Annotated in this window: 22 protein-coding genes; 9 read left to right on the forward strand and 13 right to left on the reverse strand. The window is 69.7% G+C overall.

Features of this window, described 5'->3' with window-relative positions; all coding sequences use genetic code 11:
* Positions 1-293: 293 nt before the first annotated feature.
* Positions 294-1,247 (reverse strand): Sir2 family NAD-dependent protein deacetylase, encoded by a 954-nt coding sequence (locus tag AC0QSG_RS08690; RefSeq protein ID WP_475375082.1) that lies wholly within the window; start codon positions 1,245-1,247, stop codon positions 294-296.
* Between the two features lie 21 nt (positions 1,248-1,268).
* On the reverse strand, positions 1,269-1,496 hold the full coding sequence (locus AC0QSG_RS08695; protein ID WP_435727269.1) for a DUF3073 domain-containing protein: 228 nt from the start codon (positions 1,494-1,496) through the stop codon (positions 1,269-1,271).
* A gap of 206 nt (positions 1,497-1,702) precedes the next feature.
* Here AC0QSG_RS08695 and AC0QSG_RS08700 point away from each other — a divergent pair, with 206 nt between their 5' ends.
* A complete protein-coding gene (locus AC0QSG_RS08700; RefSeq protein WP_475375083.1) occupies positions 1,703-2,296 on the forward strand; it encodes a septum formation family protein in 594 nt (197 codons plus the stop codon).
* Positions 2,297-2,323: 27 nt separating this feature from the next.
* On the opposite strand, the gene clpB is transcribed toward AC0QSG_RS08700, so the two are convergent.
* The 3 genes from clpB to AC0QSG_RS08715 all read right to left on the reverse strand — a co-directional run bounded on the left by clpB (position 2,324) and on the right by AC0QSG_RS08715 (position 5,702).
* The gene (gene clpB, locus AC0QSG_RS08705; RefSeq protein WP_475375084.1) at positions 2,324-4,906 is read right to left on the reverse strand and encodes an ATP-dependent chaperone ClpB; all 2,583 of its coding nucleotides are present in this window, start codon (positions 4,904-4,906) and stop codon (positions 2,324-2,326) included.
* Between the two features lie 106 nt (positions 4,907-5,012).
* Positions 5,013-5,153: a hypothetical protein gene (locus AC0QSG_RS08710; RefSeq protein WP_475377351.1), complete on the reverse strand. Its 141-nt coding sequence runs from the start codon at positions 5,151-5,153 to the stop codon at positions 5,013-5,015.
* Between the two features lie 120 nt (positions 5,154-5,273).
* On the reverse strand, positions 5,274-5,702 hold the full coding sequence (locus AC0QSG_RS08715) for a YccF domain-containing protein (RefSeq protein WP_475375085.1): 429 nt from the start codon (positions 5,700-5,702) through the stop codon (positions 5,274-5,276).
* Between the two features lie 73 nt (positions 5,703-5,775).
* On the opposite strand from AC0QSG_RS08715, the gene AC0QSG_RS08720 reads away from it, so the two are divergent.
* Both AC0QSG_RS08720 and trmB read left to right on the forward strand, forming a co-directional pair.
* Positions 5,776-7,773, forward strand: coding sequence for a penicillin-binding transpeptidase domain-containing protein (locus AC0QSG_RS08720; RefSeq protein WP_475375086.1), 1,998 nt, complete (start codon positions 5,776-5,778; stop codon positions 7,771-7,773).
* A gap of 10 nt (positions 7,774-7,783) precedes the next feature.
* Positions 7,784-8,638, forward strand: coding sequence for a tRNA (guanosine(46)-N7)-methyltransferase TrmB (gene trmB, locus AC0QSG_RS08725; RefSeq protein ID WP_475375087.1), 855 nt, complete (start codon positions 7,784-7,786; stop codon positions 8,636-8,638).
* Between the two features lie 28 nt (positions 8,639-8,666).
* Here the strand turns inward: trmB and AC0QSG_RS08730 are convergent, their stop codons facing one another.
* From AC0QSG_RS08730 to dnaK, 6 genes are all read right to left on the reverse strand, one after another.
* Entirely contained in the window at positions 8,667-9,194 is a 528-nt protein-coding gene (locus AC0QSG_RS08730; RefSeq protein ID WP_475375088.1) for an SRPBCC domain-containing protein, read from the reverse strand.
* Positions 9,191-10,150: an alpha/beta hydrolase gene (locus tag AC0QSG_RS08735; protein ID WP_475375089.1), complete on the reverse strand. Its 960-nt coding sequence runs from the start codon at positions 10,148-10,150 to the stop codon at positions 9,191-9,193. Before AC0QSG_RS08735 ends, AC0QSG_RS08730 begins: the two co-directional genes overlap by 4 nt.
* Positions 10,151-10,161: 11 nt before the next feature.
* Entirely contained in the window at positions 10,162-10,590 is a 429-nt protein-coding gene (locus tag AC0QSG_RS08740) for a heat shock protein transcriptional repressor HspR (RefSeq protein WP_435727278.1), read from the reverse strand.
* Between the two features lie 5 nt (positions 10,591-10,595).
* Complete coding sequence (locus AC0QSG_RS08745) at positions 10,596-11,600, reverse strand: DnaJ C-terminal domain-containing protein (protein WP_435727279.1); 1,005 nt, start codon at positions 11,598-11,600, stop codon at positions 10,596-10,598.
* A gap of 100 nt (positions 11,601-11,700) precedes the next feature.
* Positions 11,701-12,384, reverse strand: a complete 684-nt coding sequence (locus AC0QSG_RS08750) for a nucleotide exchange factor GrpE (protein WP_435727280.1) — start codon at positions 12,382-12,384, stop codon at positions 11,701-11,703.
* 13 nt (positions 12,385-12,397) lie between these two features.
* A complete protein-coding gene (gene dnaK, locus AC0QSG_RS08755) occupies positions 12,398-14,260 on the reverse strand; it encodes a molecular chaperone DnaK (protein WP_475375090.1) in 1,863 nt (620 codons plus the stop codon).
* A gap of 323 nt (positions 14,261-14,583) precedes the next feature.
* On the opposite strand from dnaK, the gene AC0QSG_RS08760 reads away from it, so the two are divergent.
* Complete coding sequence (locus tag AC0QSG_RS08760) at positions 14,584-15,561, forward strand: trypsin-like serine peptidase (RefSeq protein ID WP_475375091.1); 978 nt, start codon at positions 14,584-14,586, stop codon at positions 15,559-15,561.
* A 186-nt stretch (positions 15,562-15,747) separates the two neighbouring features.
* On the opposite strand, the gene AC0QSG_RS08765 is transcribed toward AC0QSG_RS08760, so the two are convergent.
* Together AC0QSG_RS08765 and AC0QSG_RS08770 are read right to left on the reverse strand one after the other, a co-directional pair.
* On the reverse strand, positions 15,748-17,397 hold the full coding sequence (locus tag AC0QSG_RS08765; protein WP_435727283.1) for a DEAD/DEAH box helicase: 1,650 nt from the start codon (positions 17,395-17,397) through the stop codon (positions 15,748-15,750).
* Between the two features lie 265 nt (positions 17,398-17,662).
* A complete protein-coding gene (locus AC0QSG_RS08770; protein WP_475375092.1) occupies positions 17,663-19,780 on the reverse strand; it encodes an MMPL family transporter in 2,118 nt (705 codons plus the stop codon).
* Between the two features lie 92 nt (positions 19,781-19,872).
* Between AC0QSG_RS08770 and AC0QSG_RS08775 the strand changes: the two genes are divergently transcribed.
* From AC0QSG_RS08775 to AC0QSG_RS08795, 5 genes are read left to right on the forward strand one after another with little or no spacing between them, the layout of a single operon-like run.
* Complete coding sequence (locus AC0QSG_RS08775) at positions 19,873-20,334, forward strand: MarR family winged helix-turn-helix transcriptional regulator (RefSeq protein WP_475375093.1); 462 nt, start codon at positions 19,873-19,875, stop codon at positions 20,332-20,334.
* A gap of 12 nt (positions 20,335-20,346) precedes the next feature.
* A complete protein-coding gene (locus AC0QSG_RS08780; RefSeq protein ID WP_475375094.1) occupies positions 20,347-21,960 on the forward strand; it encodes a phytoene desaturase family protein in 1,614 nt (537 codons plus the stop codon).
* A 19-nt stretch (positions 21,961-21,979) separates the two neighbouring features.
* Positions 21,980-22,603, forward strand: coding sequence for a LysE family transporter (locus AC0QSG_RS08785; RefSeq protein ID WP_435727287.1), 624 nt, complete (start codon positions 21,980-21,982; stop codon positions 22,601-22,603).
* A 21-nt stretch (positions 22,604-22,624) separates the two neighbouring features.
* The gene (locus AC0QSG_RS08790) at positions 22,625-23,128 is read left to right on the forward strand and encodes a low molecular weight protein-tyrosine-phosphatase (RefSeq protein ID WP_435727288.1); all 504 of its coding nucleotides are present in this window, start codon (positions 22,625-22,627) and stop codon (positions 23,126-23,128) included.
* Positions 23,118-25,199: a chorismate-binding protein gene (locus AC0QSG_RS08795; protein WP_475375095.1), complete on the forward strand. Its 2,082-nt coding sequence runs from the start codon at positions 23,118-23,120 to the stop codon at positions 25,197-25,199. The genes AC0QSG_RS08790 and AC0QSG_RS08795 overlap by 11 nt, the downstream gene beginning before the upstream one ends.
* Positions 25,200-25,225: the final 26 nt, after the last annotated feature.

Genomic DNA, 25,225 nt, shown 5'->3' on the forward strand with positions numbered 1-25,225 from the left:
CTCCCGGCTCACGGAGGGAACGGCGTTTGTGCGCACCCGCCGGCCGTTGCACGCGACGATTTTGCGCTTCGAGTCCGAAGAGGACACGGGGACGCTGTGCCGCCGGACCTGCACCTCGCTCTCCGGGAACCACGCTTTCACGGCGGACATCGGCGAAGACGCCGCATTCGGACGAGATGGCATGGTGCCCGTGTTCCTGGTGGACGGCGATTCGGGGTTGGCGGACCTGCACGTGGCGATGCCCGGGACCCTCGGGGACGGCGCGTGGTTCTCGTGTGGGAGCTCTCCGCGGCCTAGCCGGCGGGATTCGCCGGACCGGCTTCGACGACGGAGAGCAATTGGTCCAGTGCGGGGCCGACTCGCGTGCGCCACAGCCACGTCGCCTTGGCGTCCCCGCGTGTGGGGCCGCCGTTGATGATGCCGATCTGCTTGCCGGACTTCTCCGCGTCCAACACCAGGCGGTAGCCGCTCATCACCGCGAGACTCGAGCCGACCACCAGCAGACCGGTGGACTTGTCTTCTAGTTCACGAACGTCGGCCTTCCGCTGAACCGGGACGCTCTCACCGAAATACACCACATCGGGTTTCAGTTCGACGCTACCGCAGGACAGGCAGCCTACCATGGTGAATTCGTCCACGTGGGCCTGGTCCAGCGTGACGTCGCCGTCGGGGTTGACCAGCGCGGGATCCAGGCGGATGCGCTCGACGAAACCGGGATTCGCCACGGCCAGCCGGGTGTCGAGCTCCGCACGGTCCTCGACGAAACCGCAGCTCAGGCACATCACGGTGTCCAGGTCCCCGTGCAGCGGGACGACGACCCGGGAACCGCCGCGGACGTGCAATCCATCGACATTCTGCGTCACGACGCCGCTGAGCAGCCCCAAGCGCTCCAACTCGGCCACCGAATGGTGCGCGGTATTCGGCTCCGACTTGGCCATGTGCCGCCAGCCGACGAAGCTGCGCGCCCAATAGCGGTGCCGTGCCGCGGGATCGTGTTGGAACTCTTGGAACGTCATCGGCCGGTGTCGGCGCAGGGACCCGTTGGGTCCCCGGTAGTCCGGAATGCCCGAATCGGTGGAGACGCCGGCGCCGGTCAGGAGCAGCACCGGCCCGTTGGACAGCATCGATGCGATGCCGGCCAAGGCGGTGAGCGGGTCCTGTGGCGCCGCGGTCTCTCCCACCACGCGCTCGATGGAGCGAATGGCCGCGCGGTGCGCGTTGGCTATGGGAAGATCCGCGAAATCCACGCTCGGAGTGTCCGGGTGTGATCAGCCGATGCGGCGCTGATCGTCCTCGTCGTCGTCATCCGAGTATTTGTCGCCGTAGTCCGAATAATCCGGCTCGAACGGTTCTTCGACATGCGTCGCCTGGGTACCGGCGTGTCCGCGGGTGTTCCCAAGCTCGCGCTGGAGGGCAGACAAGTCAGTGGCCGGGGAATAGTACTTGATATCCCTGGCCTGCCGAGTTGCTTTTGCCTTCTGACGGCCGCGCCCCATGGCGTGACCCCCTTTTTCGGTAGATCCGGAGGTGGTCCACCTTTACAAGGTAGAGGCCCCGGAATATGCGACTGATTCTTTCGTGCTTCTAGGTTAACATGATTCGGCCCCAATCGCCGTCTCGGCGCACTCCGCGGGCGGGGCTCCGCGGACGACTAGAGTTGAGGCAAATGCCCCCTACGAGACATCAAGGACAGGGAGCCGTTGTGGTCGACCCAGTGACGCCGGAGCCCTCCCCGTACCAGCCCGCACGATCGGCGAACACCGAGACCCGCCACCGCTTCGGCCTGTCCCCGGTGTGGATGGTCATCGGGGCCGTCGGCATTGTCCTGATGCTGGTCTATGGCACCGGAAAACTCATGGACGCCGCCACGCCGACGCCCGCACCGCCGTCGGAAGTCGTGCGGGACTCGGATCCGGGCATCGACGGAATCATCGCCCGCAACGCACCGGCGTCCCAGTTCGAGATCGGCGATTGCCTGACGGGCTTCACCGGCCCACTAGAACAGGCGACCATTGTCACGTGTCGCACTCCCCACACCGCCCAGCTCATCGGCGTCGCGGAGCTCGACGACGCCCCCTACCCCGGCGACGAGCGCACCGCGACCAAGGCCGAGGCCGCCTGCAAGGCCATCACCCTCGACCCGGCCGCGCTCTCCGCCGGGGCATGGAACTACGAATTCAGCAGTCCGTCCCAAGGCACGTGGTCCGAGGGGGACCGGAGCGTCGCCTGTTTCCTGGCGCTGTCCGAGGGCACCGTCAGCCAGTCCCTGCTCCCGAACGGCGCCCGGAGCACCTAGCCGTCCGTCCGCAGCATCGGGCCGAACCTACTGCCGGCTGACGGAGAGCCCTCCACCGTCCACGGCTTCCACCAGTACCCCGTCCCCGTCGGCAATCGTCCCCGCCAGCAGTTCCCTGGCCAGACGGTCGCCGATCTCGCGCTGCACCAGGCGACGCAGCGGCCGGGCGCCGAAGGCGGGATCGTAGCCGGCCAACGCCAGCCACTCCCTGGCCGCCTCTGTGACGCTGAGCGTCAGGCGACGGGCAGCCAGCCGCCGGCCCAGCGCATCGACCTGGAGGTCCACGATGTTCCCCAGCTGGTCGAGGGACAGTGGATCGAACATCACCACGTCGTCGAGCCTGTTGAGGAACTCCGGCTTGAAAGAGGCGTTGACCAGGTTCATGACGGCGCTCCTCTTGTGTTCGGACTCCAGCGCCGGATCCACCAGGAACTGCGAACCGAGGTTGGACGTCAGCACGAGGATGGCGTTGCGGAAGTCCACGGTGCGGCCCTGGCCGTCGGTGAGCCGGCCGTCGTCGAGCACCTGAAGCAGGATGTCGAAGACCTCCGGGTGCGCCTTCTCGACCTCGTCCAGCAACACCACGGAGTAGGGTCGGCGGCGGACGGCCTCGGTGAGCTGGCCGCCCTCCTCGTAGCCCACGTACCCGGGAGGGGCCCCGACCAACCGCGAAACCGAGTGCTTCTCGGAGTATTCGGACATGTCGATGCGGACCATCGCCCGGTCGTCGTCGAACAGGAAATCAGCGAGCGCCTTCGCCAGTTCCGTCTTTCCCACGCCGGTGGGCCCCAGGAACATGAACGAACCGGTGGGCCGGTCCGGATCCGAGATCCCGGCGCGGGCCCGGCGGACGGCGTCGGACACCGCGCCGACGGCCTTTTCCTGGCCGATCAACCGCTTGCCGAGGAACTCCTCCATGTGCAGCAGCTTCTGGCTTTCGCCCTGCAACATGCGACCGGCCGGAATGCCGGTCCACGCGGAGATCACTTCCGCGATGTCGTCGGCCGTGACCTCCTCCGAAACCATCAGCTCCGTGTCCCCACCCTGCTGTTCCGCGGCCTGCGCGGTCTCCAGCTCGCGCTGCAGCTCGGGGATCTCTCCATACAACAAGCGCGAAGCCTGCTCCAGATGGCCGTCGCGCTGGAGGACCTCGGCATCGGAACGAAGCTCCTTGATACGCGACTTGAGGTCGCCAACGCGGTTGAGTCCGGCCTTCTCCGACTCCCAGCGGGCATTGAGGCCGTCAAGGGCCTCCGTCTTGTCCGCCATATCCGCCCGCAACGCCTCCAGCCGGTCGACCGATGCCTCGTCGGTGGCCTTCGCGAGCGCCAACTCCTCCATCTTCAACCGGTCGACCGACCGGCGGAGCTGGTCGATCTCCTCGGGTGCCGAGTCGATTTCCATGCGCAGCCGGGAGGCGGCCTCGTCGACGAGGTCGATCGCCTTGTCCGGCAGCTGGCGCCCGGCGATGTAGCGGTTGGACAGGGTCGCGGCGGCCACCAGCGCCGAGTCCCCGATGGAGACCTTGTGGTGTGCCTCGTACCGCTCCTTGAGCCCGCGCAGGATACCGATGGTGTCGTCGACCGACGGCTCGCCGACGTACACCTGTTGGAAGCGGCGCTCGAGGGCGGCGTCTTTTTCGATGTTCTTCCGGTACTCGTCCAAGGTCGTGGCGCCGATGAGCCGGAGCTCGCCACGCGCCAACATGGGCTTGAGCATGTTCCCGGCGTCCATGGCCCCCTCGGAGGCCCCTGCGCCGACGACGGTGTGGATCTCGTCGATGAAGGTGACAATCTGGCCGTTGGATCCCTTGATCTCCTCCAGCACGGCCTTGAGCCGCTCCTCGAACTCGCCACGGTATTTGGCCCCGGCGATCATCGAGCCGAGGTCCAGGGCGATGAGGGTTTTCCCCCGCAGCGACTCCGGAACGTCGCCGGCGACCATCCTTTGGGCGAGCCCCTCCACCACGGCCGTCTTGCCGACGCCGGGCTCGCCGATGAGTACCGGGTTGTTCTTCGTGCGGCGGGAAAGCACCTGCACCACGCGGCGGATTTCGGCGTCGCGGCCGATCACCGGGTCCAACTTTCCTGAACGGGCGATCGCCGTGAGATCCGTGCCGTACTTCTCCAGCGCCTGGAACGTGTTTTCGGGATCCGGGTTGTCCACCTTGCGGTCTCCACGGATGCCGGGCAGGCCCGCACGGAGCGCCTCGGGACTGGCCGCGGACCCGCGGAGCGCGGAGCCCGCCGCCCCGGTGTCCGAGGCCAGTCCCAGGAGCAGGTGCTCGGTCGAGACATAGGTGTCGCCCAGCCGTTCCGTCTCCTGCTGGGCAGAAGCGATGACCTGCAGCATCCCACGCGAAAACTGCGCCTGTGCCACGGACGTGCCCGACGACGCCGGCAGCGATTTGATGGCAGCGCTGGCCTGCGCGGAGACGACGTCGGGATCAACTCCGGCTGCCCGCAGGAGCGCCACGGCGATGGATTCGCGCTTGTCCATCAGCGCCTTGAGCAGGTGCGCCGGCTCGATCTGCGGATTTCCGGCCGTGGAGGCGTTCATTCCGGCGGCCGAAAGCGCCTCTTGGCTTTGGGTGGTGAATTTGGAGTCCACGACGGTTCCCTTTCTCTGCGCTAACAGTCGGTGTCGGACTTGAGTCTACATCGCTCAACTTTAGTGCAGCGCGGATTATTCCGACGGCGAAGGGCCGCACGGTGGCTTATCCCGCCGCTGCGGTCTCGATGACTGCCAGATCCAGCTTGCGCATCGGCATGAACGCCTCGACGACCCGGCGGGACACCTCGGGATCCCCGCCGGCGAGCAGCTCGGTCAGCCGGCGCGGCACCACCTGCCAGGACACACCGAAACGGTCCTTGAGCCAGCCGCACCGGCTCTCATTGCCACCGGATGTCAATTGACGAGGTCCTGCATGGTGAAACTATTCCGGAACGCGCCGGGACATCGTGGCGGCCGGCGTCGCTCAGCGGCGCCGTGCCATCGCCGGCGCCCCGAAGGGACCTTGCACCGAGGGAACGATCTCCTTGCCGAGAGGCACCAACGACACGGGGATCAGTTTGAGGTTGGCGATGCCCAGCGGAATGCCGATGATGCTCACGAACATCGGGATGGCGGTCACCACATGGCCGATGGCAATCCAGAGGCCCGCCACGAGGATCCAGATGACGTTGCCTATCGTGGAGAAGGCCCCGGTCCGGCCGCCCCGGTCCACGATGGTCCTGCCAAACGGCCAGAGGGCGTAACTCGCGATGCGGAACGAGGCGATCCCGAACGGAATCGTCACGATCAGGAGGCAACACACGATGCCGGCGAGGAAGTACCCGAGGGCCAACCAGATTCCGCCGAACAGCAGCCAGATGACATTGAGGATGATGGCAAGCGGTCCGTTCATGGAACCATCCTCCCGCATGCGCCGCGGACCCGCCATCGGGAAGTCCCCCCCAATTAATGGACATAATGGGTGCATGACCCCCACCCCCCGGTCCATCACCGCCGTCGTCCTCCTGCTCCTCGCCTCGTCGCTGGCCGCATGCAGCGAGCAGGCGCCGGATCCCGCGCCCGCCGCAGCGGCACTGGCACAGGGTCTGGTCGAAGCGGAACTGTCGGCTGTTCCGGTCGTGGGCGGGGACGGCGCGGGTGCGACCGACGCGCTCGAGCTCGCCTACGGCCCACTGACCGACGTGCCCCGGACGGTAACGGTGGAATCGGTGGCGATCGACGGGCGGCCCGACGACGACGGGCCGGCCACCGCGACGGCGACTTTGCGCAGCGTGTGGGATGTCGACGATTCGGAGGAGGACTGGTCCTACACCACGGAGGCCACGCTGGAATACAACACGGAGGCGGAAGCCTGGGAGACGCGCTTCGCCCCGGACGTGGCCGTGAAGGGGCTCCGCGACGGCGAGACGCTCCGGCTGCGCACGGCGACCGCCGAACGCGGCGACATCCTCGGCGCCGACGACGACGTCCTGGTCACCAACCGCCCGGTGTTGCGCCTGGGCATCGACAAGAGCCGGCTCGACGGCGGCTCGGCCGCCGCCAGCGCCCAGGCCCTGGCCGGGCTCGTGGACATCGACGCGCAGGACTTCGCCCAGCGCGTGGAGGCCGCTGGCGACAGGGCGTTCGTCGAAGGCATTGTGCTCCGGGATGACGACTCCCTGGCGATCACCGAAGCCGACGTCGCGGAGATCCCGGGGGGCCGGGCCATTCCGGACGAACTGCCACTCGCACCGAGCCGGACGTTCGCCCGCGCCATTCTGGGCACGGTCGGCCCGGCGTCGGCCGAGCTCGTCGAGAAGTCCGAGGGCAGGCTGTCCGCCGGGGACGCGGCCGGGCTGTCGGGAATCCAATCGACCTACGACGAGCGTCTGGCCGGGACACCGGGCCTGTCAGTGTGGACGGCCCCGGCGCCTTCGGGGGACTCCGGGGGCGACACCAGCGCGGAGCCGAATGCGGCCGAGGGCGCCGACGCGGCCGGGGAACCGCGCCAGCTGTTCAGCCGACCGGCGGTGGACGGCGAGGCCATCAAGACAACGCTCGACCCGTCCCTCCAGAGCGTGGCGGAGGACATCGTCTCCGCGCCGGACTCGCCCAGCGGGATCGTCGCACTGCGACCGTCGGACGGCTCCGTGCTGGCCGCCGCCAGCGGACCCCAGAGCAACTCCTACAACACGGCCATGATCGGCCGGTATGCCCCCGGGTCCACGTTCAAGGTGGTTTCCGCGCTGGCGATGCTGCGTTCCGGCTACACGTCCCAAAGCAAGGTCGAATGCCCGCAGACCACCGTCCTGGATGGCCGGAGCTTCAAGAACTACACGGGATACCCGGAGGCGGGCTTGGGCACCATCACCCTGTCCGAGGCCATTGCGCAGTCCTGCAACACCGTGTTCATCCAGGCCAGCGACAAGGTGGACATGGCAACCGTCGCCGAGGCGGCCGGATCGCTGGGCCTCGCGGAGGAACCCAGCGCGGGCGCGCCGGCCTTCCTCGGGTCCGTTCCGGCGGACTCCACAGGCACCACGCACGCCGCCAACATGATCGGGCAGGGCGTGGTGGAGACCTCCGTGCTGGGCATGGCCACGGTGGCGGCCTCGGTCGCGAACGGAGCAACCGTCTCCCCGCGGATCGTGGAGGACCCCGCCCCCGCGGCCGCCAGGCAACCGTCCGCCCCCCTGACCGAGGACGAGGCCGCCCAACTGCTGGACATGATGGGCGGCACCGTAGACCACGGCACCGTCACCGAACTCCAGGACGTGCCAGGGCCGGCGGTCGCCGCCAAGACCGGAACGGCCGAATACGGCGACGGGACCGAGGACCTCCGGCACACCTGGGTCATCGCCGTCCAAGGCGATCTGGCCGTCGCCGCCTTCGTCGAGACGGGAACCTCCGGGGCCGAAACCGGCGGCCCGTTGATCAAGGAGTTCCTCACCCGGGCGCACGTCCTCGCCGCCGCGGACGGCTAATCTTGATCCAATGGACACCCACGACCCCAAGCCGCCGCAAAGCGGGCGCGCCGTCGACGACCTGAGCTACTACCGCACCGAACCGGTCTCGTTCGTGCGCCGCGGAACGCGCCTGCACGGCAGGCGCCAGGAGGCCTGGGAGCGCCAGTCCGGCCGATTCCTGCTGGAGGTCCCGCGCCACCACGCCGACACCTCGGTCCACGCGGACTTCGGCTTCGACGCCGCCGCGGCGTTCGGACGGGTTGCGCCGCTGACCGTGGAGATCGGTTCCGGGCTCGGGGAGGCCGTGGCCGACGCCGCCGAACGGCATCCCGAACGCGACTTCCTGGCCGTCGAGGTGTACCGCCCCGGCCTCGCGCAACTGATGGTGCGGATCGAGCAAAAGGGCCTGACCAACGTCCGGGCCGTTCAGGCCAACGCCCCGGAGGTCCTGGACGTGATGCTGCGCCCCGGCTCCGTTGACGAACTGTGGGTGTTCTTCCCCGACCCGTGGCACAAGGTGCGGCACCACAAGCGTCGTCTGGTGAAGGCGTCGTTCGCGGACAAGGCTGCGCGCGTCTTGGCGCCCGGCGGCACGTGGCGCCTGGCCACCGACTGGTCCAACTACGCCGAACAGATGCGCGAAACGCTGGATTCCTCCGCGGATTTCGAGAACCTCCACCCGGGCGGCGACGCCGGCCCGGAAGGAACCCTGACGCGGGTGCGCCGCGGCGGACTCGAAGGGCACGAGGGCGAATCGGAGTTCACGGACGAACGCGGCGGCTGGGCTCCGCGCTTCGACGAACGCGTCCTCACCAGCTTCGAGGGGAAGGCGCTGAAGGCCGGACGGCTGGTCTTCGACCTGGCCTACCGGCGCACGGCCTAGGTCCTCCGCTCGTCGGCCTCGCGCGAGGTTAGCCGGCCGCTTGCGGGGGCAACGCCGTGGCGGCCTCCGGGCCGAATTTGGCCGCGTACGCGTCGAACAACGGCTTCCAGTCCTTGTCGGCGTCCTCGACGTATCCGCCGACCGATTCGCGCAGGTTGGCCAGGCAGACGTGCCATCCCGCGCCGTCGCGCGCGCCCCGTCCCCGATCGTCGAGCGAGGCGGCGAACACGAGGCGCGTTCCGGCGTCGTACTCCTGAAGCGCGATGCGCAGGGAATCGGTCTCCCACCGGAAGGCCAGGCTGCTGCCGGATTCGACGTCGACGACCTCGCCGCGCATCGGCTCCGCGTCGGGTTCGGCGGGGAACGTGAAAACGAGGTCGCGCCCCGGCGTCCACTCGCCCACGATGGCGGCCGGAAACCAGTCTCGCAGCCCGTCCCGGGTGGTCACCGCGATCCAGGCGTCCCAGCGGTTGACCGGCAGGTCGATTCCGTAGGTCAACACCCAGCGCTGTCCCGCCGGCGCGAAGGTGGCCAAGTCCATTGCGTACCCCGTCATGGCCACAGTCTACGGCTGGCCGGCCGCGCGCCCACCGGTTCGCGGCCCGTGGTGACCAGGGCCAGGTTCCGCAACGACTGCGTTCCCGGGTCGCGGTAACCATGGCTGGCCCGGTGCGCCCCGGGCACGAACCGCGACGTGTTGTGGCCGGTGACCGGCAACAGGCCAAGGTCCGCCGCGCCGTCGACGCCGAAACCGCGGCCCGGCACGAGGGCCCGTCCGCTCAAAGCGCGCCCGGCGCGCGCCAGCCAGTCGTCTGCCGCGACGCCTTCGAACACGGCATCGCCGGCGAGCCCCATCAGGGACGGTTCCAAGGCCAGCTGCCGCGGCACTCCGGCGGAGCCGGTCGTCGCCAGGACGTCCACCCGGATCCGGGGCGTGCCGGGGCCGTCCGGCTGCGCGGCCAGACGCTCCAGGGCGTGGGCGGCAAGGGTGGCCCCGTAGGAGTGTGCCTCGATGGCGGTGCGCGGCGCGTCGGGCCGCAGCCGGGCGTAGCGGCGCAGATCGTGGGCCAAACGTTCGACGGCGGCGCGGGCCGTCCGGTTGAAAACCGCCCGCAGCAGGCCCGGGGCGGGATAGGCGAGCCAGGCGACGACCGCCGGGTCCGGCTCCCCCACCAACCGCTGTTCGAGCAGGAGCTGCCCGGCCTCGCGCGTGGTGCCCCACATCGCCGTCGTCGCCCGGATCCCCGCGCCGGAGAGTTGCCAGGTCACATGGGTGGCCGTGTCCAAGTTGCCGACCGCGACGGCGGCCAGCGGCTCTGGCCCCGCGAGGTCCAGGTAGAGCAGCCGGCGGCGCGGAATCGCGGCGTCCATGGACGAGGGCCGCAACGCGTGGACCACCCCGTCGATGGCGGCCTTGTGCCGTTGCGGCAGGCTGTCCCGCCGCCCCTTGAGGACGTCCAGGCGCGCCTCCGCCGCGTCGCACAGCTCCGCGTAGCCCGTGGGCACCGGCACGGCCGGACCCCCTACTGCTGGGGCCGCCAGACCACCACGGCCTGGCTGCGTCCGCGGGGGCGCTTGCCGCGCGCCAGGGGGACGACGTCGCCGCCCGCGCCCGCCGCGAACACCCGGAAGAGTTCGGCGTTGCGCCGGCCGGACCGCGTGGCGTCCAGTTCCTGGGTCAGCTCGGTCACGCGGGCCCGCAGGGCCGCGACCTGGTTCTCGAGCTCGAGGACGCGGCGGATGCCCTCCAACGAGACGCCGTCCTTGGAAAGGCGCTGCACCTCGCGGAGGAGGTCGACGTCGTGCTGGCTGTAACGACGCTGCTTGCCGCGCTGCCGCGACGGGGAGACCAGGCCCATCCTGTCGTACTGGCGGAGGGTCTGCGGGTGCATCTCGGCGAGCTCCGCGGCAACGGAGATGACGAAAATGGGCACAAACCGGTCCGGCATCATGGGCGCTACAGCACCGCCTTGGCGGCCAGACCGGCCCGTGGATCGGCGTCCGCGGTGGCCTCGGCGAACGCCTTGACGGCCGCCTCGGCTTCGCCGCCGAGCTTTTGCGGTACGACGACGTCGATCGTCACCAGCAGGTCGCCGGTGGCCTTGGACGTCTTGATCCCGCGTCCCTTGAGGCGCAGCGTGCGCCCGGAGGCGGACCCGGCGGGAACCTTGACCTTGACCGTCTCGCCGGTCAGTGTCGGCACCTCGATCTGGCCGCCCAGTGCGGCCTCGGGGAACGTCACCGGCACGTGGATGCGGATGTTGGCGTCCTCGCGGATGAAGAACGGGTGCGGCCTGACGGAGACCTTCACCATGAGGTCGCCGTAGCCGGCCTGTCCGCGCTGGCCCTTGCCCTTGACCCGGACCGTCTGTCCGTCCTTGATCCCCGCGGGAACCCGGACGTCGATCACCTCGCCGCTCGGTTCGCGCAGCCCGATCGTGGTCCCGTTGACGGAGCCGGCGAAGGAGATGGTCGTGCTCGCCGTGCGGTCCGCGCCCTTGCGGGGGGCCTGCTGGTACCCGCCGGCGCCGCCGAAACCGCCGCCGCCGAAGAGGTCCGCGAACTCCGGCGGCACCTGTCCGGACTGAAAACCGCCCTGCGGGAATCCACCGCGACCGCGGGCCCCCGCGGGTCCGCCCGGTCCCCCGAAGAGGTTGCCGAACATGTCGTCGAATCCCGCACCCTGCCCGTGCCCGCCGGGACCGCCCGCCGTGAAGCGGGCTCCGGATCCCATGGCTCGGATCGCGTCGTACTGCTGGCGCTCCTCGGGGTCGGAGAGCACCGAGTGCGCCTCCGTGATGTCCTTGAACCGCAGTTCGGACGCCGCCTCCCCCGAGTTCGTGTCCGGGTGGTGCTGGCGCGCCAGCTTGCGGTACGCCTTCTTGATGTCGGCGTCGCTCGCGTCCTTGGAGACGCCGAGAATGGCGTAGAAGTCCTTGTCGGCCCAATCCTGACTTGCCATCGGGCGCCTCCTCTCAAAATCCTTGGTGCATTTCTGCCGGTTCGGGCGGGCCGGGGCATGTGCCCCGGCCCACCCGGGCCCTATCTGTTGTCCGCCGTCGCTACTCGCCGGTGGACACGACCACCTGGGCTGCGCGGATCACGCGGTCGCCCTTGCGGTAGCCGGGACGCAGGACCATGCCGACGTGCTCGGCAGGGATCTCCGCGTTCGGCTGCTGCATCAGCGCCTCGTGGATCTGCGGGTCGAACGCCACGCCGGCCTCGGCGATGCGCTCCAGCCCCTGGGCGGCGAGGATGCCGTCCAGCTTGTTCGCGATCGACGCAAACGGGCCGTCCGCGAGGTCGCCGTGCTGCCGTGCCGCGTCCAGGTCGTCCAGCACGGGCAACAGCCCGGACAGGACGGACTGGACCGCGAGTTCGCGAACCGCTTCCCGGTCGCGCTCGACGCGCTTGCGGTAGTTCACGTACTCGGCCTGCAGCCGCAGCAGGTCGTTGCGCAACTCGGCCTCGAGGCCGCCGGACTCGGCGGGGGCCTCCGCGTCCTCCGCGGACACCTCGTTCAGGATCCTTTCGGCCTGCGCGAGCGCGTCCTCGGAGTCGTGGGCCTCGTCGGTCGGCGTGAGGTCCTCGTGGTGGCCCCCGACGGGTGCCTCGGCACCCTCCTGAGGCGAACCGGCGTCGTCCTGGCCGCGGACCTGGCCGGTCTCGGGGTCGATCTTTCGCTTGTCGGTGAAGCGCACGGGTTCTTCGGTGCCGTGCTCCTCCTCGTTGCCGTGGTGCGGCATGGGCACTACCGCCTTACTTCTTCTCTTCTTCGTCGACCACTTCGGCGTCGACGATGTCCTCGTCCGCGGCGTCGGACGCCCCGGCCCCGGACTCGGCTCCGGGCTCGCCGGCGGGCGACTCGGACTGGGCCTGGGCGTAGATGGCTTCGCCCAGCTTGGTCTGCGAGGCCTGCAGCTTCTCGTACGCCACCTTGACCTCGTCGTCGTTGTCCTGGCTTTCGAGGGCGACCTTCAGCGCGTCGACGTCGGTCTGGACCTCGGTCTTGACGTCCTCGGGCAGCTTGTCCTCGTTGTCCTTGATCAGCTTGTCCACGGAGTACGCGGTCTGCTCCGCGTGGTTGCGGGTCTCCGCCGCCTCGCGGCGCTGCTTGTCCTCGGCCGCGTGCTCTTCGGCCTCGCGCACCATGCGGTCGATGTCCTCCTTGGACAGGCTCGAGCCGCCGGTGATCGTCATGGACTGCTCGGTGCCGGTGCCCTTGTCCTTGGCGGACACGTGGACGATGCCGTTGGCGTCGATGTCGAACGTGACCTCGACCTGCGGGATGCCGCGCGGGGCCGGCGCGATGCCGGTGAGCTCGAACGTGCCCAGCGGCTTGTTGTCGCGGGTGAACTCGCGCTCGCCCTGAAACACCTGGATGGACACCGACGGCTGGTTGTCGTCGGCCGTGGTGAACGTCTCGCTGCGCTTGGTCGGGATGGCCGTGTTGCGCTCGATGAGCTTGGTCATCACGCCGCCCTTGGTCTCGATGCCGAGGGACAGCGGGGTGACGTCGATGAGCAGGACGTCCTTGCGCTCGCCCTTGAGGACACCGGCCTGGAGCGCCGCGCCGACGGCGACGACCTCGTCCGGGTTGACGCCCTTGTTGGGCTCCTTGCCGGCGAGCTCCTTGACCAGTTCGACGACGGCGGGCATGCGGGTCGAGCCGCCGACGAGAACCACGTGGTGGATGTCGGAGACGTTGATGCCGGCCTCGGCGATGACGTCCTTGAACGGCTTGCGGGTGCGCTCCAGCAGGTCCTTGGTCAGGTCCTGGAACTTGGCGCGGGAGAGGTGCTCGTCCAGGTGGACCGGACCGTCCGCGGTGACGGAGAGGTACTGCAGCGAGATGTTGGTGCTGGTCGCGGAGGACAGCTCCTTCTTCGCCTGCTCGGCGGCCTCCTTGAGGCGTTGGAGGGCGATCTTGTCCTTGGACAGGTCGGCGCCCTTGGACTTGGCCTGCGCGAGCAGCCAGTCGACGACGCGCTGGTCCCAGTCGTCGCCGCCGAGGCGGTTGTCGCCGGAGGTGGAGCGGACCTGGATGGTGGAGAACTCGTCCTCGTCCTTGCCCACCTCGAGGAGGGAAACGTCGAACGTGCCGCCGCCGAGGTCGAACACGAGGATGAGCTCGTCTTCCTTGCCCTTGTCCAGGCCGTAGGCCAAGGCGGCCGCGGTCGGCTCGTTGACGATGCGCAGCACGTTCAGGCCCGCGATCTCGCCGGCCTCCTTGGTGGCCTGGCGCTCGGCGTCGTTGAAGTAGGCCGGGACGGTGACGACGGCGTCGGTGACCTTCTCGCCGAGGTACGACTCGGCGTCGTGCTTGAGCTTCATCAGTGTGCGCGCGGAGATTTCCTGCGCGGTGTACTTCTTCTCGTCGATCTCGACGGACCAGTCGGTGCCCATGTGGCGCTTGACCGAGGCGATGGTGCGGTCGATGTTGTTGACGGCCTGGCGCTTGGCGATTTCGCCGACCAGAACCTCGCCGGACTTGGAGAACGCGACCACCGAGGGGGTGGTGCGCGCGCCCTCCGCGTTGGCGATCACGGTGGGCTCGCCGCCTTCCAGAACGGACACGACGGAGTTGGTGGTTCCGAGGTCGATGCCTACGGCACGTGACATGGTGTTTCCTTCTTTCCTTGGAAAACTTGCTGGTATCCGCCCGGCCAACCTCTGGCTTGAGCGTTCTGCACTCAAGTCTACGCATGCCGCATTCGATGTCAATTCGCACTTGAGTGAACCCGACTCAAGTACGTTTCTGCCCCGGCGCCCACGCGGCCCACCGGGCTTGGAGGGCCGGGTTTTCCCGGGCGGCTATTTCACAAGAACCGGCGGAATGTTGACTGTCAAGCAAGGCCTTTACAACAAATGTCCCACTGGGTAGGTTCTTCACCACACACGGCGATGGAACCTCCGTCGCCGCCTGCATACGAGAAGGGTTTCCCATGGGAAAGCAACACTTGGGCCTCGGCATCGCCGCCGTGGCCGCGCTCGTCACCTCGCTGGCCGCCGGCATTCCGGCGCAAGCCGCACCGTCCGGCGGGTCCGACGTCGTCAGCCACACGGTCGCCCCCTCCGAGAAGGCCGGCGGGTACTGGACCGCTGAGCGCATGCGCAACGCCATTCCGGCCGACGTCCTTGCACAGAAGTCCCTCGGCAAGGCCGCGACCGCGGCCGAGCACGTCGCCAAGGGCCTGGAGGAGCGCGTGGGCGGCCTCAAGGCCAAGGGTGGCCCCGGCAACGGAAACGGGAAGGGCAAGCAAAGCCTGCACGCCGACGAAACCCCCGTTAGCCACATCGGCAAGGTCTTCTTCACGCTCGACGGACAGAACTACGTCTGCTCCGGCAACTCCGTGGCCTCCGCCAACGAAGGCACCGTCTCCACCGCGGGCCACTGCCTGAACTCCGGACCGGGCGAGTTCGCCACCAAGTTCACATTCGTTCCCGCCTACGAGGACGGCCGCGCACCCTACGGCCAGTGGGCCGCGGAATCGCTGCACGCCCCGAGCCAGTGGAGCGGCTCCGGGGACATGGCGTACGACACCGGTTTCGCCGTGGTCTCCCCCGTCAACGGCGCCAGCCTGACGGACACGGTCGGCGCCTCCGGCGTGCAGTTCAACGCCGACCGCGGCCTCACGTACAAGGCATTCGGCTACCCGGCCGCCAACCCGTTCGACGGCCAGTCGCTGGTCTCCTGCACCGGCGCGGCCAGCGACGACCCATACAACCCGCAATTCAACTCGCAGGGCATTCCCTGCGACATGACCGGCGGATCCTCCGGCGGTCCGTGGTTCATCGGCACCGGTTCGGACGGCTACCAGAACTCCGTGAACAGCTACGGCTACAGCATCTCCGACGTCATGTACGGGCCCTACTGGGGCTCCGTGATCCAGTCGACGTACCAGACCGCGTCCTCCAGCTAACCCAAGGCACCCTCCGCACGCGGAAACGGCGGGCGGCACCATCTTCATGGTGTCGCCCGCCGTCGCGTGCGGGTCCGTTCCGGCTAGTCGCGGACTCCCTCGGGAGCCGTGCGATGGCTTTCGGCCGGATGGATCGGACCCTGCGTTGCCGGAGCCACGGAGGGGTCGCCCCCTCCGCGGGGACTGCTAGTCCTTCTGGTTGGACTGCGGCGCGGTGGCGCGGCGGCCGCCGCGCGAGCGGCCCGAACGTGCGGCGCCGGTCGCGGCGGCCGCACCGTTCTGCCCCAGCGCGTCCCCGATGGTGTTGCCCAGGCCGCGGCTCGGGCCCGCACCGGCGGGACGGTGCGTTGCGGCCCCCTGCGAGGCCGTCGTGTGGCGGGTGCCCGCCGGGCGTCCGCCCGTGGCCCCGGCCGACTTCTGTCCCCCGCGGTTGCCCGCGGGGCCGGACTTCGGCGCTCCCTGGCGGCGGGCGACGTCGCGGTCCCCACGCCCCTCGGAGCGTCCGCCGGAACGGACGTCGGAGCGTCCACCCGCGCCCTCGGCGGCACCCTGGCGGGCACGGCCGCCGCGTCCGCGGCCCGAGCGCTCGCCCGAGGCGCCGGCGCCGGCGTCGTTCCCGCCACGGGTGCGGCGCTGCTGCACGGGTGCCTGCGGCGCCACGTAGGCGACCTCGGCCGCACGGTTGCCGACGACGGCGGCGACGGCCTCGGAATCCGGGGTCACCGACTCGAACGGAACCTTGAGGCCGGCGGCCTTCAGGAGCGAACGCACGTCACCCTGCTGGTCCGGCGTCGCGATGGTCACGACGGTGCCGTCGCTGCCCGCGCGGGCCGTGCGGCCCGAACGGTGCAGGTACGCCTTGTGCTCGGCCGGCGGGTCGACGTGGACGACCAGCTCGACGCCGTCGACGTGCACGCCGCGGGCGGCGACGTCCGTGGCGACGAGGACGCGCGCCGTTCCCCCGGAGAAGGCCGCGAGGTTGCGGTCGCGGGCGTTCTGCGACAGGTTGCCGTGGAGGTCGACCGCGGGCACGCCCGACTTGGACAGCCACACGGCCATCTTCTTGGCGTGGTGCTTGGTGCGCATGAACATGATGCGGCGTCCGCTGCCCGAGGCGAGCTCGCGGACGAGCTCCTTCTTCAGGTCGTTGTCGACGAGGAACACGTGGTGCTCCATGGTGTTCACGGCCGCCTGCGGGGCGTCCACCGAGTGCGTCACGGGCTTGTCGAGGTAGCGCTGGACCAGCTTGTCGACGCCGTTGTCCAGGGTCGCGGAGAAGAGCATGTGCTGGATCCCGCGCGGGGTCTTGTCCAGGATGCGCTTGACCACCGGCAGGAAGCCGAGGTCGGCCATGTGATCGGCCTCGTCCAGGACGGAGACCTCGACCTGCGAGAGGTCGACGCAGCGCTGGTTCATCAGGTCCTCGAGGCGGCCGGGGCACGCGATGAGGATGTCGACGCCGGCGTTGAGTTCCTTTTCCTGGCGCGACTGGGAGACTCCGCCAAACACGACTGCGGTGCGGAGCTTCGCGGATTCGGCGAGCGGGATGACCACTCGGCTGATCTGTGTGGCGAGCTCTCGCGTCGGCGCCATGATGAGGGCGCGGGGGAAGCGGGCACGGCGCTGCTTCGGGTTGGCAACGAGCCGAGCGACCAGCGGAAGCGAGAACGCGAGGGTCTTGCCGGATCCGGTCTGGCCGCGTCCGAGGACGTCCTTGCCGGCCAGCGTCGACGGGAGGGTCGCCTCCTGGATCGGGAAGGCGGACTCGATGCCCTGGCTTGCGAGGACGTTGGCCAATTCGGCGGGCACGCCGAGGGAAGTGAAGGAAGCGCTCATGGCTGCTTTCGGTCGTTGCTGCGCGCAACCGGGTTCGGCGCGCGTTGTCGCCGAAGAAGAGGAATGCCTGGGCCCGTGTTCACAGGCTCCGCCGAACCGCCCCGAAGGCGTCCGGCCTTCCGCCGCGACGGCGGCGCACGATGGGGTGCGCTCCGCGGCGGGAAAAGGATCAAATCTGTCGACGCATGGTCCCGCTGGACCGACTCTTTGGCCGGTTTGGCGGTGCCACAATGTTCAACTGTACCAGTACGGGTCGCGGTCGACGTCATTTCGCTCCCAAACGCAGCCGTCCCGGCCACCAGATGTTTCTACCGATGTCCAAGGCCAGTGCCGGCACCAACAGCGACCGCACCACCAAGGTGTCCAGCAACACGCCGAACGCGACGATGAAGCCGAGCTGCACCAGGAACATGATGGGGATGACGCCCAAGGCGGCGAAGGTGGCCGCCAGCACGACCCCGGCGGACGTGATGACCTCACCGGTGACGGAAAGCCCACGCAGGACCCCTTCCCTCGTCCCATGGCGGCGCGATTCCTCACGAACCCGCGTCATCAGAAAGATGTTGTAGTCCACACCCAACGCAACCAGGAAGACGAATCCGAACAGCGGCACGGACGGATCAGCCCCGGGGAAGCCGAATATCCCGTTGAAAACCAACGCCGAGACGCCCAGCGCAGTTCCGTAGGAGAGCACCGTGGTGGCGATCAGCAACAGTGGCGCCACGACGGATCGCAGCACGAACATCAGGATCAGCAGGATGGCCCCAAGGATCAGCGGGATGATCTTCACCAGGTCCGCCTGGGCGGTGGCGCTGGTGTCGAGCGACGTGGCGGTGGTTCCGCCGACAAGGGCCTGGGCGTCGACGGCTTGCGCCGCCTCGCGCAGCCGCACCACGGTGGCCTCGGCCTCCGGAGAATCTGCCGCATCGGAGAGGGTAACGGAAATCAGGACCCTGCCATTGACCTCCACTGGCGGTCGCTCCGGACCCGGGGCGCCGACACCCGCGGGTCCGCCGTCCTCGGCCTGCACATAGGCGGAAGCGACGCCGTCGACCGTATCGATGTCCGCCAGTACATCGTCCATGCCAGCGGCGGCCGTCACCACGAAGGCCGGGCTGCCTGTGCCGGCGTCGAAGTGCCGAGCGAGCGCCTGCTGGCCGGCTGCCGACTCGGTCTCACCCAGCACCAGTTCGCTCTGCGGCACGCCACTGGCCTTCAGCTGCGTGATGCCGAGGCAGCCGACGACGAGCACCAGCGCGGTCAGTGCCCATATGGGTCGGGGGTGCCTGCCGACGAATGCGGCGATGCCGCCCCACAGTCCCGCCCTCCTGACGGCGCGCCCTTCCATGTTCCCCCGCGCTCGCGGCGCGAACGGCCAATACGCCGTGCGGCCCAACAACAACAACGCGGCGGGGAGGAACGTCAGGGCAGCGATCACGGAGAAAACAATTCCGGCAGCACCGATGGGCCCCAGTGCCTTGTTGGAGTTCAGATCGGAGAACATGAGACACAGCAAGCCAACCGTCACCGTTCCGGCGGACGCCAGGATCGGCTCCGCCGACGCCCGCCACGCAGTGGTCACGGCACCGACGCGACCTTGCCCCTCGGCCAGCCCCTCCCGGTGCCGAGCCACCAAGAGCAACGCGTAGTCGGTCGCGGCGCCGATCACCAGGATGGACAGGATCCCCTGCCCTTGCCCGTCCAGCTTGATCCAGCCCCATTTCGCCATGCCGTACACGGCCAGCACCGCGGCGCACAGCGCGGCAACGGATGTGAACAGCACAGTCAGTGGCAGCAGGACGGACTTGTAGACCAGCAACAGGATCAACAACACCGCGATCAGCGCGACACCCAGAAGAATGCCGTCGATGCCGCCGAATGCCTCCACCAGGTCCGCACTGAATCCTGCCGGGCCGGTCACGTACACCTGGACGCCCTCGGGCACGACGCCCGATACCAGCGTCCGGAGCCCTTGCACCGATTCCTCTACGTCCGCCGCCGCATCGAGGGGCACCAGCAGTTCCAGCGCCAACCCGTCCTCCGAAACGAACGGGCCGGCGATATCCCCGGCAACCGGGACGTCCTTCCCGATGTCGGTCGCCAGCCCCGCCGCGTCGATCGATTGGATCGCCTCGGCGTCTCTAGCCTCGAACAGCACGACCGCGGGTATTGCGTCCGTGCCGACGAAGCGTAGTTGCCATTCGAGTGCCTGCGTGGCCTCGGCGGATGCGGGCAGGAACGACGCCTGCCCGCTGGTCTGAACGTCTCCAAGTTTACCGAAGACGGGTCCGCCCACGCCGGCGATCCCCAACCAAGCCAGAACCAACACGAAGGCCACCGATGTCCACCGCGTTGTCGACGCGCCCCTGCCCTGCCGGCCCATGCCGCTCCTTCGTCGTAAGTCGTGGGTGAACTAATTCCACTACAGACTAGTTCCATAATAGAGAAACACAAGCACTGAACTAGGATGTCGGCATGGAACAAACCGACGCCGACAGACTCGTCCAGGGACTTCAGCGGTTCGCGCTGGCATCGGACCGGTTCATCGACAGACTCGCCGGGCTCAACGGGATGCACCGCACCGACCTCAACGCGCTGTCCGCGGTGATGCGTCACGAACTCGCGGGCGAGGCCCCGACCGCCTCGCAGGTCGGCCGCGATCTGAGCCTGAGTTCGCCGGCGACCACGGCCATGCTGGACCGGCTCGAGCGGTCCGGCCACGTGGCGCGCGAGCGAACGGACGCGGACCGGCGCGTCGTCCGCGTGACGTCCACGCCGAAGGCTGCGGAGGATGGGCGCCTGATGTTCGGGCCCATGGCGCATCGGCTCGGGGCGGCGTTTGTCGGCTACACCGCGGAGGAGGTCCAGACCATCGAACGCTTCCTAGCCGAAGCCGCCACGGCTATGGAGGCCGCGGCGAAAGATCTCACGGACTAGGGCATGGTCCGGATGGAAGCCCCCCGCGACGTGGTCGTCGTCGGCGGCGGACACAACGGGCTGGTCGCCGCGACCCTGCTGGCGCGGGCGGGCCGATCGGTCAGGGTGCTGGAGCGCGCGGACCACGTCGGCGGCGCCGCGGTCTCCGAGGAGGTCTTTCCGGGGGCGCGGATCTCGCGCTACTCCTACCTGGTCAGCCTCTTTCCCCAGGAACTCCTGGACGAACTCGGCATCGAACTCGAGTTGGTGCCGCGCCGTTACTCCTCCTACACGCCGCTTCCCGGGACCTCGTCCGGCCTGCTGGTGGACAACCACGACGCCGGTGCGACGGCGTCGTCGTTCGCCTCCGTCGGCGCGGCGGAGGACGCCCAGGGGCTCGAGGGCTTCCAGCGCCGCACCGCGGCGTTGGCGGCGGGCCTGTGGCCCACGGTGATGGGCCCGCTCCCCCGCCGCTCCGAGGCGCGTGCGCTGGTGTCCGCCCAGCCCGATGGCGCCGCCGCGTGGGACGACTTCATCGAGCGTCCCCTCGGCGCCGCGATCGAGCGGACCCTCAGCTCGGACCTCGTGCGGGGCGTCGTGCTCACCGACGGCCTGATCGGAACGTTCGCCGGCGCGCTGGATCCGTCGCTGGAACAGAACCGCTGCTTCCTCTACCACGTGATCGGCCGCGGAACCGGGGCCTGGGACGTGCCCCGCGGCGGCATGGGCGCCCTCTCCGAGGCCCTCGCCGATGCCGCGCGGTGGGCGGGCGCGGAGATCCTCACCGGTGCCGAGGCCACGGCCGTGGACCCCCGCGGGTCCGTGCGCTACCGCACGGCCCACGGCTCCCACGAGATCGAGGCGCGGACGGTTCTGGCGAACGTGGCCCCGGCGGCGCTCGACGCGCTGGTTGTTCCCGCGCGGAGCGGCGGCGGCGCGGACCGCCCCGGAGGCGCAGCCGGCGCGGGAGAGGTGCGGGTTCCGCCACCGGCAGGCGCGCAGGTGAAGGTCAACCTCCTGCTCACCCGGCTGCCGCGCCTGCCGGATCCCGCCGTGTCGCCGGAGGCGGCCTTCGGCGGAACGTTCCACGTCAACGAGGGCTACGGGCAGCTGGAGGCGGCGCGGGCGACGGCCGCCGCGGGCCGCATTCCCGAGCCGCTCCCCCTCGAGACGTACTGCCACTCGCTGGCGGACCCCTCCATCCTCCGGCGGGACCTCCGGGATTCCGGCCACCACACCCTGACGGTGTTCTCCCTGCACACGCCCCATTCGCTCGTGGCCGGAACGGATCTGGCGGCCACCCGGGCAGCGATGCAGGCCGCCGTCTTGGCGTCCCTCAACTCCGTCTTGGCCGAACCCATCGAGGACTGCATCGCGCTCGGCCCCGATGGTGCCCCGCACATCGAGACGCGGACCACGGCCGATCTCGAGGAGTCGCTCAACATGCCCGGCGGCAACATCTTCCACGGGCCGCTCTCGTGGCCGTTCGCCGAGGACGATGAACCGCTCGCGTCCCCCGCCGCCCGGTGGGGCGTGGCCAGCGCGTGGGGGAACATCCTGGTTTGCGGTGCCGGTTCCCGGCGCGGCGGCGGGGTCAGCGGCCTGGGTGGCTGGGCCGCCGCACGGGCGGTCCTCGAGGGCTCGTGAGCCGCCCTACACTCTTCTGGTGACCCTCTCCCTGTGGCTGTCCCTTCTGGGCGCGTGCGTGCTGATCAGCTTCACGCCCGGCGCCGGGGCGATCAACACCATGACCAACTCGCTCAACGCCGGTTTCCGCCGCTCCTTCTGGGGTGTCCTCGGGCAGCAGGCGGCCCTGCTGGTGCACGTGGTCATCGTCGCCGCGGGCGTGGGACTGCTGGTGGCCAACTCGCCGGTGGCATTCGCCGCCATCCGATACGCGGGCGCGGCCTACCTCGTCTACCTCGGCGTGCGGCTCATCCTGGCCAAGCCCGACGCCGACACCGCCGCGGTGGACGTCCGCGGCGGCGAACCCGCCTGGTCGATGTTCCGCCGGGGGGTGTGGGTGAACCTCCTGAACCCGAAGGCCATCGTCTTCTTCCTGGCCTTCACTCCGCAGTTCATCCGCCCCGACCAGACGCTGTTGCCGCAGTACCTGGTCTTCATCGGCACGGTGGTGGCCGTCGACATCATGGTCATGTGGTTCTTCTTCGCCGCCGCCGCCAAATCCTTCCGGCGTTTCACCCGTGGCGCGCGCGGGGCACGGATCCTGAATCTGGTGTTCGGCGTCCTGTTCATTTTCGTCGCCGTGCTGTTGCTGCTGATGCACTAGGCGCCAACCTAGACTGAACACATGTACCGGATCACCGCCGTCTGCACGGGCAACATCTGCCGCTCCCCCATGGCCGAATTCATGATCCGCCAGGCCCTGGAGGGCGCCGGGGTCACCGACGTGCAGGTGGATTCCTCCGGCATCAGCGACTGGGAAACCGGAAACCCGGTGGACCCACGCGCCGGCACCGTGCTGGCCTCGGACGGACTCGATGCGGCCGCGCACGTCGCCCGGAAGTTCGACCGCGAGTCCTTCGCGGCCACGGACCTGGTCCTCGCCCTGGATCTCGACCACTTCACGGAACTGCGGCGCCTGGCGCAGTCCCCCGCGGACCAGGCGAAGATCCACATGCTGCGGTCCTTCGACCCCGCTCTTTCCGGAGTTGGGCCGGCCGAACAGGGCATCTACGACCCCTGGTTCGGGGACGCGGCCGACTTCGAGGTGTGCCGCGACATGATCCGCGCCGCCCTCCCCGGACTCGTGGAGCACGTCCGCAAGGAGACGGCGGGGGCGCGTGGGGCGTAGCGCGCCGGTCATCATCGCCGTCGACGGCCGCTCCGGCGCCGGCAAGAGCACCCTGGGGCTGGAACTGGCCACCGCGTTGCGCCGCCACCGCCCCGTGTCGCTGTTCCACCTGGAGGACATCTACCCCGGGTGGGACGGACTCGACGCCGGCATCGACGCCTACCTGCGCGACGTCTTGGAGCCCCTGCACTGGGGCGAGGACGCCCGCTGGACCGCGTGGGACTGGGCCGCCAACGCCGGAGGCGAACGCCGCACGACGGCGGCGGCCCCCGTCGTCGTCGTCGAGGGAGTCGGAGCCGCGGCCGCCGCGGCCCGGGAACGCCTGGACGCCGTCGTCTGGGTGGAGGTGCCCGACGCCGAGCGGCGGCGGCGCGCCCTGGGCCGGGACGGCGAGACCTACGCGCCGCACTGGGAACGCTGGGCCCGGCAGGAGGACGCGTGGCTCGGCCGCGACGCCGTGCCGGAGGCGGCGGACGTCGTGGTGCGCAACGCCGCCGACGGCCGCGCGCCGACCGACACGCTGCGCGCGCTGTTGGCGCTCCCGGCGCTGCGGGCCGCCTTGCATCCCGAGATTGCGCAGGCCGCGTCCCCCACCCTGCTCTCCCGCGACCTGCCCCTCTCGAAGAACGCCACCGCGCCGGACGTCTTCGCGGCGCTCTACGGCGGTGCGACGCACGCGGTGTTGCTGGATTCATCCAACACCGGAGACCCGGACCCCGGCGGCCGCAACCGCTTCAGCATCATGGCGGCGCCCGACGGCGAGGCCGGCGCCCTGGCCGAGCACCGGTCCGGCAGCACGCGGCTGGACTACGGCTGCGCGAGCGCGCGGGTCGACGGGTCCTTTTTCGCGTGGCTGGACATGGCGTGGGGCGCCCCCCGCCTTCGCGCGCCGGACGGGCTGGAGGCCGGGTTCTGCCTCGGCTGGCTCGGATGGCTGGGCTACGAGCTCAAGCGCGAGTGCGGCGGTTCGGACCTCGCTGCCTCCGCAGGGCACGACGAAGCATCCGGCCCCGCCGACGCGGCGCTGATCCACGCCGGGCGCGCCGTGGTCCTGGACCACGAGGCGGGCACCGCCTGGCTGCTGGCCTTGGCCGCGCCCGACGCCGAGGACTGGCTGGGGTCCGCTGCATCCGCCATCGACGCTCTGGGATCTCCGGGGGCCCCGTCCTTTGGCGCTGTTTCCCCGGCCGCCCCCGCGGCACCCGATTTCGTGGTCGCCGACACCCGCGGCGCCTACCTTGACAAGGTGCGGGCGGCCCAGCGCGAAATCCACGAGGGAAACAGCTACGAGGTCTGCCTGACGACGTCGTTGTCCGCCCGGACACCGGGCGCCGGTTGGGACCCCTGGTACGTGTATCGGCGCCTGCGCCTGCGCAACCCGGCGCCGTTCGCCAACTACGTCCGGTTCGGCCGCACCGCGGTCGCCGGAACGTCCCCGGAGCGCTTCCTGCGCGTGGGCGCCGACGGGTTCATGCGGGCCGAGCCGATCAAGGGGACCCGGCGACGCTCCGCGGACCCCGTCGAGGACCGGCGCCTGCAAGAGGACCTCGCGACCTCGCCCAAGGACCGCGCCGAGAACGTGATGATCGTCGACCTGCTGCGCAACGACCTGGTGCGGTCCGCGGACCCGTCGACGCTCTCGGTGCCGCGCTTGTGCGAGGTGGAATCCTACGCCACCGTCCACCAGCTCGTGTCCACGATCGACGCCCGTCTGCGCCCGGACGCCTCCCGCGCCGAGGCCGTGGCCGCGGCCTTCCCCCCGGGTTCGATGACGGGCGCCCCGAAGATCTCCACGATGGCCATCCTGGACCGGTTGGAGGACGGGCGGGCGCGCGGGGTGTACTCCGGCGCGGTCGGCTACTTCTCCCACACGGGCGCCGCGGACCTCTCGGTGGTCATCCGGACGCTGACCATGGAGCGGTGCCCGGGGCCCTCCGGCGGGTGGCGCCTGGCCCTGGGCGTGGGCGGCGCCGTCACGGCCGATTCCGTTCCGGCGGAGGAGTGGGACGAGGTCGTCGCCAAGGCCCACGGGGTCCTCAGCGCCTTGGGATCGACGTTCCCGGATCCGTAGGGGCGTGCCGCGGGGATTCCCTTCGG

The organism is Arthrobacter sp. LT660 (assembly GCF_056172845.1).